Genomic DNA, 14,086 nt, shown 5'->3' with positions numbered 1-14,086 from the left:
TATTAGTAATTAATTTCTTTAATAAGATTGTTTTTTTTATCGTAAAACTTCCAATAACCTAAAGGTTTACAATTATCAATATGTCCTTCGGATTTTACAGTGCCGTTTTTATAATATTCTTTCCAGAAACCTTGCTTTTGCCCTTTTTCATAATGCCCTTCGGCTTTTATGTTACCATTTCTATAGTAGTGTTTCCAGAAACCTTGTAAGATTCCCTTCTCATAATGACCGATGCTTTCTAAATTTATAGAATTAGAATAGTAGTTTTTTGTAAACCCATTTTTTGATGATGTTAAAATTTGTTCCTTACAAATATTCTTTATGGTATAGTCGTTCTCTGTTTTCTTACAGGAAAAAGCAAAATACAAAAGAAAAAAAAGACATAAAACTCTCATAGTTTTCGCATTTCGTTTTTTGTAAATAATTCTAGTTCCTCAAAGAAAGAACGAAACTCTCTTTCGAAATCATTGTAATACTGTTCTAGTTCGACGACGGCAAAATTCATTTTCGATCTGTTTTTCGTCCTATGATTCATTTGGTAAAGTATTCTACCAATACCAGGTATCGTAGCATAGCTTAACAACCAATTATCTCGTACCATATAAGGTAAAAAATCCTGAACACGCTTTGGTAATACTTCATAATACTCCTGTAGTAAATCATAAAAATCGGAAACATAAATATCTAAAGGGGTTTTGGAGTATTCATTCCAGTAAGCAGCAAGATAATGGTCATATAATATATCCACAATTACCGTACTATAGTGTCCATATTTAGGAAACAACCTTAAAACGCTCTGTCTAACCGTAGGATGACTATCAGTATATGAATCAATTTTTCTATGTAAAGTGATGCCTCGTTGTACTCGTTCTGGAAATTGATTAAATTTTTTTCCTTTGACTGAGTCGGCAATGAAGTTACCTATTTTAAGTTCTTGGTCATCTCCAGAAAGGTAAATATGGGCTAAAAAATTCATTAGGTGAATTTACAATTTTTTAGAAAGTAGTTATTGTCTTTATATAAACTTTAATTACATAGTTGCGGTAATCACCTGTAGCATGTACATTTGTCAAAATAAAAAAACAATTAATCATTATATGACACTAATCAAATCAATTTCAGGTATTCGAGGAACCATCGGAGGTAAAGTAGGGGATAATCTTACTCCTATTGATGCAGTAAAATTTGCATCTGCTTATGGAAGCTGGTTAAAATCAGAAACCGGTAAAAATGCCCCAACAGTAGTGGTGGGAAGAGATGCACGTATTTCTGGAGCTATGATTCAGCAGTTAGTGATGAATGGGTTAGTAGGATTAGGAATACATGTTGTGGATTTAGGATTGTCAACTACACCTACTGTAGAAGTAGCAGTCCCAATGGAAAAAGCTGATGGAGGAATTATCTTAACAGCTAGTCATAATCCAAAACAATGGAATGCATTAAAATTATTAGATGGTAAAGGAGAATTTCTGAATGCCGAAAATGGTAAGAAGATTTTGGATATCGCAGAAAATGACGATTATAATTTTGCCGAAGTTGATGATTTAGGTTCTATTACAGCAAATGACACATATATAGACAAGCATATCGAAGAAGTACTGGATCTAGCATTAGTGCATTCTGAAATTGTTAAGGAAGCCGGTTTCAAAGTTGTTGTAGATGCTGTTAATTCTACTGGAGGAATAGCAATTCCTAGATTACTAAAGAAAATGGGAGTAGAGGTTGTAGAATTGTACTGCGAACCAACGGGACATTTTCCTCATAATCCAGAACCATTAAAGGAACATTTAACGGATCTATCTGAACTGGTGGTAAAAGAAAAAGCTGATTTTGGACTAACAGTTGATCCTGATGTGGATCGTCTTGCTTTTATGAGCGAGGATGGAGAAATGTTCGGGGAAGAATATACATTGGTTGCTTGTGCAGATTATGTTTTAGGTAAAACACCTGGTAATACTGTTTCTAATTTATCATCTAGTAGAGCATTAAGAGATGTTACAGAAAAACACAATGGTATGTATGAAGCCAGTGCGGTAGGAGAAGTGAATGTAGTCTCTTTAATGAAAGCCAATAAAGCAGTGATTGGAGGAGAAGGAAATGGAGGGATTATATATCCTGAATTACATTACGGAAGAGACTCTCTGGTTGGCGTAGCATTGTTCTTAACTCATTTAGCGGAAAAAAAATGTAGTGTTAGCGAACTGCGGAATAGTTATCCATCTTATTTTATGAGTAAGAATAAAATTCAGCTAACACCTGAATTAAACGTGGATGCAATTTTAGAAGGTTTTCATAACAAACACGCATCAGAAGAAGTCAGTACTGTAGATGGCGTTAAAGTTGATTTTAGTGATAGCTGGGTTCATCTTAGAAAAAGTAATACAGAACCAATTATTCGTATTTATACAGAAGCCTTGAGTCAGGAGAAAGCAGATCAATTAGCGAATGATACAATTACAACCTTAAAGAAAATAGCAGGAATCTAATAAAACAAAAATCCTCCTGTCATAAGAATTGACAGGAGGATTTTGTTAATCAACAGTAGCATCTTTAGGAATTTCTGCATTGTGATGTTTCCAACGTTTATGTGTCCATAGGTAATATTCTGGTGCTTTACTAATTTGTTCTTCAACCATTCTTAAATAGGTTTTTACAATATAGAAATCTTCGCAGTTTTTTGCGTTTTCTGTAATGGGAATGAACTTTGCTTGATAATAGCCTCTTTTTACTTTTTCTACGTGTAAATAAGCAACAGACATGTCTAGTCTTTTTGCCAACACCTCGCCTCCAACATGTGTTGGAACTTTTATACCCATAAAATCTGTCCAGTATGTAGCTTTAGCTAAACTTGGGGATTGATCGGATAAAAAAGCATATGAGCATAGCTTGCCATTAATTTTATCTCTGGTGATCTCTTTCATGGCTTTGTAGCTTGGAATAAGTCGTGCGTTATATCGTTGTCTAATTCGATGAACAAGTTCATCAAAATATTTGTTCTTGATTTGTTTATAAACACCAACAGTAGGAAAATCAATTAATAATTGTGTTACAGTAGACCATTCATAACTAGCATAATGAGTCATCAAAACTACGATACTCTTATTTTTCGCCTCTAGTTGTTTAAGTGTTTCAATATCAGTAATTTTAAAACGATCTAAAAGGTCTTTATCACTTATAGAAATAGATTTTATCATTTCTAAAAACATATCACACATATGTTTATAAAAAGCTTTCCGGATTCTATTAATTTCTTGTCGTGACTTTTCTGGAAAAACAAGAACTAGGTTTTCCGTTACTGATTTTCTTCGATACCTAACTACATGGTATACAAAAAAATACACACAGGTAGAAAGCATATAGAATAAACGCCAGGGTAATTTTGATATAATCCACAAAATTGGATATACCAAGCGATATATCAATAATTGCATTGTATTAATTTAAGCCTACAAATATAAAATTATTTAATGGCCTAAAATCTTAGTGTAGTCTTAAAAAAGTAATAAAATTAGGAGATAACGGCATCTTTTGGAGGTTGCGCATTACGGTGTTTCCACCGTTTATGTGTCCATAAATAGTTTTCAGGTTTTTGCTTTATTTGCACTTCTAATAATTGTGTAAACTTTTTTGTAATAGCATATTGTTCTTCATTTTTCGGATCTTCAGAAATTGGAACTAAAGTAGCCTGATAATAACCTCTTTTTATCTTCTCTACATGAAGATAAAATATACTAAGATCTAACCTTCTAGAAAGTACTTCTCCTCCTACAAAAGCTGGTACTTTTATTCCCATAAAATCAGTCCAGAATGTAGCGTTGTTAAGTTTAGGAGATTGATCCGAGATTAAACCATATAAACTTAATTCTGGATTTTCTTTTCTTTGGTCCATAGTCATTTCTCTAAAAACTTTAGCACTGGGTATCAATCTAGAATTAAACCTACCTCTAATGCGATGTACCAATTTGTCAAAATATTTATTCTTGATAGGCTTATAAATGCCTACACATCTAAACTTACTAATTAAATCTATAGAGTTAGTCCATTCGTAACTATTATAATGCCCCATCATGGTAATGAAGCTTTTGTTTTTATTTTCTAATGTTACCAAAGCATCTAGATTGGTTACATGAAAACGCTCGATTATATCTTTTTCGCTAATAGACAAAGACCTTATCATTTCCAGAAACATATCGCACATATGCTTGTAGGAGGCTTTTCGGATACGATTTATTTCTTTTACATCTTTATCAGGAAAAGCTAAGTTTAAATTCTCCGTTACTGTTTTTCTTCTGTATCTAATAAAATAATATACCAATATATAGATACAGGTTGAGAACATATAAAATAATCGCCAGGGTAGTTTTGATATTATCCAAAGAAATGGATATACAAGGCTATAAATTACTAATTGCATTGAATTTTATTTAAGCCGCTAAAGGTAATATATTTTAACATATCACTATTAAAATCTAAATGGATCTTGTTTCAAATAAAAAACCTTATTCTTTAGGTTGAATATGTATTATATTTGGACGACAAAAAATTGTATATGCTCAACCTGGATATTGTTGTTATTGTTATCATATTGGCTAATGTTATAGTTTCATTAAAGGGATTAAATGATTTTTCTTTTTTTGAACGTTATAAGTTTAATATTGGAGGAATCCGAAGGGGAGAACAGTTGCGCATGCTTGCTTCCGGTTTTTTGCACGTAGATATGATGCATTTGTTTTTCAATATGTTTACACTATATTTCTTTGCTCCAGTAGTACTTAATTATTTAGGTAATGTAAAGTTTTTGGTAGTATATTTTGGTAGTCTATTTGTTGGGAACCTATTTTCATTATTTTTTCATAAAGATGAATATCACTACAGTGCTGTAGGTGCTAGTGGAGCGGTGTCGGGCATTATCTTTTCAGCGATATTATTCCAACCTAATATGAAACTGTACCTTATGTTTATTCCAATTCCGATTCCTGCTTATATTTTTGGTATTGGTTATTTATTGTATTCCATTTATGGTATGAAAAGCAGAACAGGTAATATTGGTCACGATGCCCATTTTGGAGGAGCAGCTGGAGGGTACATTGTGACACTAATTCTTGCACCTTTTTTGTTTAAAGAAAATTTACTAATGATAGGTTTACTTGCAATTCCTATCATTGTTTTATTTGTAATGAAACAATTAGGGAAACTTTAGGTATAAAAAAAACGACCCGATAATCAGGTCGTTTTTAATTTTTTTGTAGATAAAACTTATAAAGATTTCTCTCCTAATAGTTCTGAGATTTTAGTTTCTAAGGCTGGCCCTCTCAAGTTTTTTGCAATCACATTTCCTTTTTCATCCAATATAAAAGTTGCTGGAATTGATCGTACACCATATGCTTTTGCAATTGGATCTTGCCAGAATTTTAAGTGCGATACATGATTCCATTCTAAATTATCTTGAGTAATTGCTTTTGTCCAATGATCCATGTTCCTATCTAAGGAAACTCCTATAATATTTAAACCTTTATCATGGTATTTATTATATACTCTTACGACATTTGGATTTTCTGCTCTACAGGGTTTGCACCAGGATGCCCAAAAATCAATAATTGTAATTTTGCCCATTGATTCTTTTAGTGAAACTACCTTTCCTTCTGGATTAGGTGCAGAAAAATCTTCAGCTTCACTACCGATGTCTATTTTACCAATCGATGCGGCGAGCAGTCTATCCAGATTTTTTCCTAAACGAGATGTTTTAAGAGTGTCCTCTACAGTTACATATATCTTTTTTATTTGTTTGGCAGGAGTTGCTTTAAGGTTTAAAAGATCGGTAAGTGCCATAACAGCCACCAAGGAATTAGGATTATTTTCGGCAATCTCTTTTCTGAAATCATTTTCGTTTGTACGTAACTCCTGTAATTGAGCAGATAGTCTTGTCGCTTTATCCGTTTCTTTTAATTTAGATGCTATTTGAAATTGATTACTAAGTTCTTGTCTATCTTTTCCGAATGCATTCATTTTTCTTAAATAGGTAAAGAATAATTCGTTTTCAGAACCACCTTTAATAATAGAAGATCTCAGACTATCCTTATAAATAGTCATTTGTATAGGATTGTTTTCGGCTAAAAACAAAACGTTTTGAGGAACCCCATTGAAGGTAAGGTAATTAAAGTCATTACTTTCTACTGAAGGGAGTGATAGTTTAAATGAGCCATTTTTTATAGTAGTAGAATCAATAATAGTAGGTCGATTAGACTGATTTATAGCATTGACATATACTGTAACTCCATCTTCAAATCCTTCTGTTTCTGCAGAAATTGAATATCCTTTCTCTTCTTTTTCACATGCTGCTGATAACAATATAAGCGCGAGCAGTACTATTTTTTTCATTCTTATTTTTTTTTGATTCGTAAAAATATATAATAAGAAGCTTAAACACTAAAAATTAACTTTTAAATATAAGTAAATGTTAATTTTTACTATCTGTAGAAAATACAATGAATTAAATCTTGTCTATAGTGTAACAAAATTAATACTTTCTGAGTCTAACTAGTAGTGTTATGAATACCGAATGGGGATTTATCTGAATTTATAGTGAGAGAAACACTATTTTTTGTTTTTCGGTCCTAATTCCTTTGAAATATTCGACTTAATAACAAGTGACTTAAAGAATAGTACTATAACGTAATAGATTAATTAATTGTTAATACTATAATTAGGTGTCAAAGTTTTGTATTATTTTTGTTTAACTACCATAAATAAACCGTTATGAAGGTATTGGAGCATGATTTTCCGTTGGATATAAGGATAAGCTTCTCTTTATTTTTTGATCAATATAGAGAGTTTTTAGATAGCGATAATAAATTGCTACGTGATCGTGCCGAAAGTATTTTAAAGATAGCGGCAGAGTATCCTGAGCTAGAAGAAGGAATTACTACAGAAGAAAGAGTCCAGGAATTATTACCTCAAATAGAATTAGTTTTAGAAGATTCTTTTGCTCAGATATTGCAGAAGAATGAAATAAAAATAGCGACAATACCTTTTAACAATACGGTTGTAAAATCTACTCAACGATATAAAAATATTATAAAAGCAGCTGGTTATGATTTTGAACCTCAGATTAAAAATCTAGATGAAGATCATTACTTTATTATGGGATGCAGTATTATCTTGAATCAATATTATGGGTATAAAATTGATTTTAGAAGACCATTTTTTTATGACATTCCTGATGTAGCTGGTATTATAAGACATTATAGAATTTTATACAATGGTGATTTTATTGAAGTTATCAAAACTGATAAGGCTAGAGATATTACAGAAGAAGATGTTGCAGTATTGATTGATAATTTTGATAATGTAGAAATCTGGAAAGAAAAATTTCCGCCTAATAGTTGGATTTTTAAAGGGATTGTTATTGCAAATCTTTTTGATGTTACGACAGATTTTGCTTTGTCCGAGTTTAAAACAAGTTTATTAAAGTACGATAAAAAACAAGGAGATTTTATAGGTAGTTTTCAGAATATCTTTAGAGGTGTATTTAATCTTCCAGAAATCAAAGTTGGCTTTTCTAATTATAATGAAGAAGAACGTGTTTTAGAAAGAGTTCCGTTTAAGAGTATAGATAGTTACATTTTATATAAGGAATATTCAGATTGCTGTGAGACAGCTTTGTGTAAAGGAACTTATCACTCGATGTTCGATAAATCTGAACCTTTTGCAGTTTCAAACGTTGATAAAATGCATAAAGTCTATCCCGAAGAGCTTATGTATACTAATTTGGTCAAGCAAAATATAAAGAGTGCGATTATTGCTCCCATAGAGAATGATGGGAAGTTGTTAGGAGTTTTAGAAATTGTTTCGCCGAATATTCAGGAGTTAAATAGTATTAACGCTAATAAACTTCAGGATATCATGCCATATCTGGTGGATTCTGTTTTACGATCTAAAGCGAAAGCTGAAGATGAATTAGAATTAGTGATTCAACAAGAATGTACGTCCATACATCCTAGCGTCTATTGGAAATTTAGGCAAGAGGCGAAACGTTTTATACGTGCTAAAGTTGAAGAAAATCCAGTTTCCTTTAGAGAAGTAGTATTTGAAGATGTATACCCATTATTCGGACAAATAGATATTAAAGGCTCTTCTGATGCGCGAAACAGTTCTGTACAAAAAGATTTGGTACTACAACTTAAAGCAATTTCTAAAGTCATTAATAAAGTTATTGAATTAGATTCTTTACCGATCTATGAAGAAATTAGATTTAGAATTAATAATTATATCAGTTTAGTGACCGAGAACCTTCAGGTAGATAGTGAACAAAGAATTTTAGATTTTATTAAGAACGAAATCAAGCCACTGTTTAAGCATCTTAGAGGTAATAATGTCGAATTAGAAGGTTTAATTAATCAATATAATAATTCACTAGATAAAAGTAGTAAAACATTGTATAAACATCGTAAGGCTTATGATGAATCTGTGATGTTGATTAATAAGAAGATGGCAGCTTTGTTAGATAAGAAACAAGAAGAAGCTCAGAAAATGTATCCTCACTATTTCGAAAGGTTCAAGACCGATGGTGTAGAACATAATCTGTATATAGGAGAATCCATTACGAAGCAGAATAGTTTCCATAAAATATACTTGTATAATCTAAGATTGTGGCAATTGCAAGTAATGTGCGAAATGGAGAATGAGTATTATCAACTTAAAAAAGACCTTCCTGTAGCGCTTGATGTAGCCTCAATGGTTTTAGTCTTTAATGCTTCTTTATCAGTTAGATTCAGGATGGATGAAAAACGATTTGATGTAGATGGCACTTATAATGCACGATATGAGGTAGTAAAGAAAAGAGTAGATAAAGCAAAAATCAAAGGAACTGATCAACGAATTACTGAGAAAGGTAAGTTAGTAATTGTATATTCTCAGCGTTCTGATGAAATGGAATATATAAAGTATATTAACTTTTTACAGTCTAAAAATTATCTTGAAGATGAAATTGAGGTAGTGGAGTTAGATGACCTTCAAGGGGTAACAGGTCTTAAGGCTTTAAGAGTTAAAATTCTCTATAATAAAAATAAAGAAGATAAAGAATATTATACCTATGATGACCTGATGAAAGAGATAAATCAATAATTTTATCTATTGTAAGGTGTTAAATGCTATTACAAAAGAAATAGAAGAGGTAATAAAACCAATCATAAAAACTGTATAAGTAATACGAAGTATTTTATATTTTCTATGAAGAACTTTACCTAGAAAATAGAGATCTTTTATCATCGTATCATAAATATACTCTTTATCATCCATAAGCTCGTGCATAGCCCATTTATACTCATCTAGAGGCATCTTGTGAAAGTTGCCAAAGAATAGTAAATTAACTTTTTTCTCTTCGATTTCTTTACGAGTAAATTCGCCACCTGTTACATTTGGTCTTGTCGCTAATACTGATAATAGCATAGAAATAATGCTAAAAACAATAAATATCAAGGTTGGATAAATAAGATATTGGTTAGAAGGGTTATCAAGTTTAGGAATTAAATTAGATAAAGCCAGTGATATTATAATAGCATTTACTGATAAAAGGATATTGGCTTTTGTATCAGCAATGTCACTTAATTTTAAATGATTTCGTAAAGTAACTCTGAATAAAGTCTGGATCCCTTTTTCTGGGCTTTCCTCTTTTACTAATTTTTTAAGTTTTTCTTTTTTCTTTTTTTTCTTTAGAGCTGCTTTTTCATTTAAAATATTCAAAAGATGCTCTTCTTTTTTGGGTTGCCAGTTTGCAATAGCATATTCGGTATAGAATTTATGCTTATTCTTTAGAAAATCAATGTTAATTTTTAACCAATCACTATTACTATAGCTTTCTTTGCAATTTAGTTCAAATTCCTGCCTTAAGAATTCACTGGTTTCTTTGAAATATTCCTTTGCTAAATGTGAGGCATCAGCATCTCTAATAACTTCTTCTAATAAATTAGTTGGCTGATGTTCCATTTTGGTAGCCATTATCAACGAAGAAATTTTACTAATAATCTCTTCAGAAACATGTTGTTCTTTTAAAAAAGCTTTAGAAATATGAACGCTATGTTCCTCATGATTATCAAGACTCTCTGAGTAACCCGTATCGTGAAGTAAAGCTGTTAACAACAATGCTTGTGTATCTTCTTCAGAAATATTAGTGTTGTCAATAATTTCTTTTGTACTTTTAAATACTCTTTTGGTGTGAGTATAATTATGATATATACAGGTTTCAGGAAGCTTTTTTGTAAAAAGATTAGAAACGAAATTATCAGTTTTTTCAACTAGGGTTTCCATATTATAATTTTTCAGTAACCAAAATAATTAAAAAAAAGTGAATGCACCCTTTTATGAATAGAAATATACAGACCTTCTTAATAATCTTCATTTTATTATTAAATTCTTGCGCAACATACACACCTCGATATTTAGACGAAAGTTTTTCACAAACATTACCAGACAAGGAGATAGAGAAAAGTTTTTACCTAATAGGTGATGCAGGCAACGCTAATATAAATAAGAGTACAATTGGGCTTGAAGCTTTAAAACAAATTATTGATAAAGAAGATACAAAGGAAGATTACTTAATTTATTTAGGAGATAATATTTATCAAAAAGGAATGCCTGATAAAGAATCTCCAGAAAGAGCTTTATCAGAACATAGAATGGATGCTCAGATTAATGCCTCAAATTCTTTTGAAGGTGAAGTGATTTTTATTCCTGGAAATCATGATTGGTATAATGATGGAATAAAAGGTCTAAATCGACAAGAAAAATATGTAAAGAAAAAGTTAGATAGTAAAAAATCATTTTTACCATCTAAAGGATGTCCGATAGAGAGTATAGAAATAAGTGATCAGATTCAATTAATTATTATAGATACACAATGGTATCTGGCAGATTGGAATAAAAATCCAACAATTAATGATAATTGCGAAATTAAAACCAGAGATAAGTTCTTAAGTGAAGTAGAAGGGGAACTAAAAAAGCATAATGGTAAAACAGTCATTGTAGCAATGCATCATCCCATGTTTACTAATGGTCCTCATGGTGGGAAATATAATTTTAAAAAACATATATTTCCTACAAGAAAAAATATACCGCTACCTATTCTAGGGTCTTTGGTTACACAAATTCGATCGCAAGGTGGTGTATCTCCTCAGGATAGATATAATGAGAGCTATAATAAACTGATGAGAAGACTGTCAACTATCGCCAGAGATAGTGAAAAAGTAATTTTTGCTTCAGGACATGAACACTCATTACAATACATAAATAGTAATGGTTTAAAACAAATAGTATCCGGATCTGGCTCTAAAGTTTCTGCCGCGTCTTTAGGTAAAGATGGCCTGTTTTCATATCCTAAGCAAGGTTTTGCAATATTGGATGTATATAAAGATGGATCCTCTAATGTACGTTTTTATGGTAATGAAGATGGACAAGCTAAGTTGGTGTTTCAAAGTGAGGTTCATAAACAATCTGAAGCTTATGCTATTAATAATTTGGATAATTCGTTTGACAATCAGATCTCTGCATCTATTTACAATAAAGAAGAAACCACAAAAACTAATTTTTATGAGTCTTTATGGGGAGACCATTATAGAAAAATATATAGTACGGATATTAAAATTCCTGTAGCCACATTAGACACCTTGATGGGAGGATTCACTATTGATAGAAGAGGAGGAGGTCAGGTAACCAGATCTTTACGTCTTGTAGATAAAGATGGAAAGCGATATAGTTTGCGAGCAATGAGAAAAAGTGTTACACAGTTTTTGCAAAAAGGGGCGTTTAAGGACACTTATTTAGAAAATGGTTTCGATGATACATTTACCGAAGAATTGCTTTCGGACTTTTATACATCTAGTTATCCGTATGCGTTTTTGGTTGTAGGCGGATTAGCAGATGCAATCGATGTATATCATGCTAATTCAAAAGTTTACTACATACCTAAGCATCCTGCCCTAGGAAAATACAATAAAGACTTCGGAGATGAAATGTACTTTCTTGAAGAACGTCCTGGAAAAGAACATAAAAATGTTGCTTCTTTTGGAAAACCAGACGATATCGAGGGAACAGATGATATGCTTAAAAATCTAAGAAAAGATGAAAAGTATCAAATGGACGAAGCACATTATATTCGAACTAGATTATTTGATATGATTTTAGGTGATTGGGATAGGCATTCTGATCAGTGGAGATGGTCTCGTTTTGATACAGATCAAGGTAAAATGTATAGACCGATACCTAAGGATCGTGATCAAGTGTTTTCTAATTATGATGGCGGACTTATTGATGTGATAAAATTTATAGTTCCTATTACAAGAAAATTTCAGGTATATGATGAAGAATTAAAGAGCATTAGATGGATCAATGAAGCAGGAATACGGTTAGATAGAACATTTGTACAAAGTTCTGATAGAGAAGTATGGGTAGCCCAGGCTAAGTATATAAAAGAAAACCTTAGTGATGAATCTATAGATAAAGCATTCGGTAATTTGCCTTCAGAATTACAGGATGAGACTGTAGAAAGAATTAAGAAATATCTTAAAAAAAGAAGGGACGATGTAGAGGATATAGCTGAAAGATATTATAAATACCTTTCTAAACAAGTAATTATTAGAGGAACAGATAAAGATGACCTTTTCGAAATCATAAGAAACGATAACCAAACAACGGTGAAAGTTTCTAGAATAAAAGATGATACTCCTCAAAAACCATTTTATAAGAGAACAATTTTTTCTAAAGAAACTAAAGAAATATGGATTTATGGATTAGATGATGATGATCAATTTATAGTTACGGGAAAAGGAAAAAATCCAATCTGTACTAGAATTGTAGGTGGACAGAATAATGATATGTATACTATTGAAAACGGGAAGCAGATTAGGGTTTATGATCATAAATCAAAACCAAATACTGTTAAGAAAAAGAGTGGAGCTAGATTCGTTTTTAGTGATAATTATGATCACAATGCTTATGATTATAATAAGTATATAGATAAAACAAACACATTAACACCGTTGGTAGGGTTTAATCCAGATGATGGTGTTAACATTAATATTACCGATGTATATACAGTAAGAGGTTTTAACAATAAGCCATTTCAGAGTAAACATACCATGAAGGCAGCATATTATTTTGCTACAGAAGGTTATGATGTGTCTTATAAAGGGGAATTTGCAAATGCAGTAGGTAATTGGAACTTGTTGATAGGAGGTAAATATACAAGTGAGAATTTTGCTCAAAACTTTTTTGGTTTTGGAAATAATACAGTGAATCTCGATGATGCTCTTGGTTTAGACTTCAATAGGGTGAAAACTGGAATATGGTCATTAAATCTTGGTGTTGTTAAGAATGGTAGATATGGAAATAGTTTCTCTATTTCCGGATCTTATGAAGGGGTAGAGGTTCAGGACTCACAAGGAAGATTTATTACCTCAGGGCTTGGTTTGGTTACTTCTGATTCTGAGTTTTTTGAAAGAAAATTCTTTGCGGGGATAGACTTGAACTACGAATATAGGAGCTTTGATGTCAGTGCTAATCCTACTAGAGGTATGTTGTTTAAATTACAGGGTGGTTCTAAAATGAATTTGGATGATACGGACAGAACTTTTGGTTATATAAATCCAAAACTTGGATTCTATAATGCAATTACAAAAGACCGAAAATTGGTTTTGAAAACAGATGTGCAGGGAGCGTTTATAATTGGTGATGGTTTTGAGTTTTATCAAGCAGCTACATTAGGAGGAATTAATAGTCTAAGAGGTTTTAGAGAAGAACGTTTTACTGGGGATAAAGCACTAGCTTTTAGTGGAGATCTTAGGTATAGTTTTAATAAATTTAAAACAGGTTTGTTACCGTTACAGTTAGGGATTTATGGAGGATATGATGTTGGTAGAGTTTGGTTTGATGGAGAAGATGCTAACATATGGCACGATTCTATAGGAGGAGGGTTTTGGATCAATGCTCTAGATGCGATAGCAGGTCAATTCAATTTGTTTAGCAGCGATGATGGTCTGCGTTTTACCTTTGGACTGGGATTAAGTTTTTAGAAAAAAGAAGCTCCCAATATAAG

The 14,086-nt window shown here is 31.7% G+C and carries 10 protein-coding genes; 4 read left to right on the top strand and 6 right to left on the bottom strand.

All coding sequences use genetic code 11. The features are described 5' to 3' along the window. Positions 1–2: 2 nt before the first annotated feature. Together Q0921_RS24125 and Q0921_RS24120 are read right to left on the bottom strand one after the other, a co-directional pair. Positions 3–395 carry a hypothetical protein gene (locus Q0921_RS24125; RefSeq protein WP_299261617.1) on the bottom strand — a complete coding sequence of 131 codons (393 nt, stop codon included), beginning with the start codon at positions 393–395 and terminating at the stop codon, positions 3–5. Further along, on the bottom strand, positions 392–976 hold the full coding sequence (locus Q0921_RS24120; protein ID WP_299261615.1) for an acyl carrier protein phosphodiesterase: 585 nt from the start codon (positions 974–976) through the stop codon (positions 392–394). Before Q0921_RS24120 ends, Q0921_RS24125 begins: the two co-directional genes overlap by 4 nt. Before the next feature lie 121 nt (positions 977–1,097). On the opposite strand from Q0921_RS24120, the gene glmM reads away from it, so the two are divergent. Further along, complete coding sequence (gene glmM / locus Q0921_RS24115) at positions 1,098–2,486, top strand: phosphoglucosamine mutase (RefSeq protein ID WP_299261613.1); 1,389 nt, start codon at positions 1,098–1,100, stop codon at positions 2,484–2,486. A 45-nt stretch (positions 2,487–2,531) separates the two neighbouring features. On the opposite strand, the gene Q0921_RS24110 is transcribed toward glmM, so the two are convergent. Next, entirely contained in the window at positions 2,532–3,431 is a 900-nt protein-coding gene (locus tag Q0921_RS24110; RefSeq protein WP_299261611.1) for a lysophospholipid acyltransferase family protein, read from the bottom strand. 77 nt (positions 3,432–3,508) lie between these two features. Continuing rightward, entirely contained in the window at positions 3,509–4,414 is a 906-nt protein-coding gene (locus tag Q0921_RS24105; protein ID WP_299261609.1) for a lysophospholipid acyltransferase family protein, read from the bottom strand. Positions 4,415–4,549: 135 nt separating this feature from the next. Between Q0921_RS24105 and Q0921_RS24100 the strand changes: the two genes are divergently transcribed. Then, positions 4,550–5,200, top strand: coding sequence for a rhomboid family intramembrane serine protease (locus tag Q0921_RS24100; RefSeq protein WP_299261607.1), 651 nt, complete (start codon positions 4,550–4,552; stop codon positions 5,198–5,200). Positions 5,201–5,256: 56 nt separating this feature from the next. On the opposite strand, the gene Q0921_RS24095 is transcribed toward Q0921_RS24100, so the two are convergent. Beyond that, positions 5,257–6,378, bottom strand: a complete 1,122-nt coding sequence (locus Q0921_RS24095; protein WP_299261605.1) for a TlpA disulfide reductase family protein — start codon at positions 6,376–6,378, stop codon at positions 5,257–5,259. A gap of 378 nt (positions 6,379–6,756) precedes the next feature. On the opposite strand from Q0921_RS24095, the gene Q0921_RS24090 reads away from it, so the two are divergent. Next, positions 6,757–9,123 (top strand): GAF domain-containing protein, encoded by a 2,367-nt coding sequence (locus Q0921_RS24090; protein WP_299261603.1) that lies wholly within the window; start codon positions 6,757–6,759, stop codon positions 9,121–9,123. Positions 9,124–9,129: 6 nt separating this feature from the next. Here the strand turns inward: Q0921_RS24090 and Q0921_RS24085 are convergent, their stop codons facing one another. Then, the gene (locus Q0921_RS24085) at positions 9,130–10,305 is read right to left on the bottom strand and encodes a Pycsar system effector family protein (RefSeq protein WP_299261601.1); all 1,176 of its coding nucleotides are present in this window, start codon (positions 10,303–10,305) and stop codon (positions 9,130–9,132) included. Positions 10,306–10,358: 53 nt separating this feature from the next. Between Q0921_RS24085 and Q0921_RS24080 the strand changes: the two genes are divergently transcribed. After that, positions 10,359–14,063, top strand: coding sequence for a metallophosphoesterase (locus Q0921_RS24080; RefSeq protein ID WP_299261599.1), 3,705 nt, complete (start codon positions 10,359–10,361; stop codon positions 14,061–14,063). The last annotated feature ends 23 nt before the right edge of the window (positions 14,064–14,086 follow it).

The sequence above is a fragment of the uncultured Aquimarina sp. genome (genome assembly GCF_947496855.1).
Taxonomy (GTDB): Bacteria; Bacteroidota; Bacteroidia; order Flavobacteriales; family Flavobacteriaceae; genus Aquimarina.
This window is presented reverse-complemented; position numbering and strand designations above follow the sequence as displayed.

Bases quoted from the DNA above. Each gene is read 5' to 3' on its own strand.
- Q0921_RS24120 (WP_299261615.1), bottom strand. From the start codon at position 976: ATGAATTTTTTAGCCCATATTTACCTTTCTGGAGATGACCAAGAACTT.
- Q0921_RS24125 (WP_299261617.1), bottom strand. From the start codon at position 395: ATGAGAGTTTTATGTCTTTTTTTTCTTTTGTATTTTGCTTTTTCCTGT.
- Q0921_RS24095 (WP_299261605.1), bottom strand. From the start codon at position 6,378: ATGAAAAAAATAGTACTGCTCGCGCTTATATTGTTATCAGCAGCATGT.
- Q0921_RS24105 (WP_299261609.1), bottom strand. From the start codon at position 4,414: ATGCAATTAGTAATTTATAGCCTTGTATATCCATTTCTTTGGATAATA.
- Q0921_RS24090 (WP_299261603.1), top strand. From the start codon at position 6,757: ATGAAGGTATTGGAGCATGATTTTCCGTTGGATATAAGGATAAGCTTC.
- glmM (WP_299261613.1), top strand. From the start codon at position 1,098: ATGACACTAATCAAATCAATTTCAGGTATTCGAGGAACCATCGGAGGT.
- Q0921_RS24085 (WP_299261601.1), bottom strand. From the start codon at position 10,305: ATGGAAACCCTAGTTGAAAAAACTGATAATTTCGTTTCTAATCTTTTT.
- Q0921_RS24100 (WP_299261607.1), top strand. From the start codon at position 4,550: ATGCTCAACCTGGATATTGTTGTTATTGTTATCATATTGGCTAATGTT.
- Q0921_RS24080 (WP_299261599.1), top strand. From the start codon at position 10,359: ATGAATAGAAATATACAGACCTTCTTAATAATCTTCATTTTATTATTA.
- Q0921_RS24110 (WP_299261611.1), bottom strand. From the start codon at position 3,431: ATGCAATTATTGATATATCGCTTGGTATATCCAATTTTGTGGATTATA.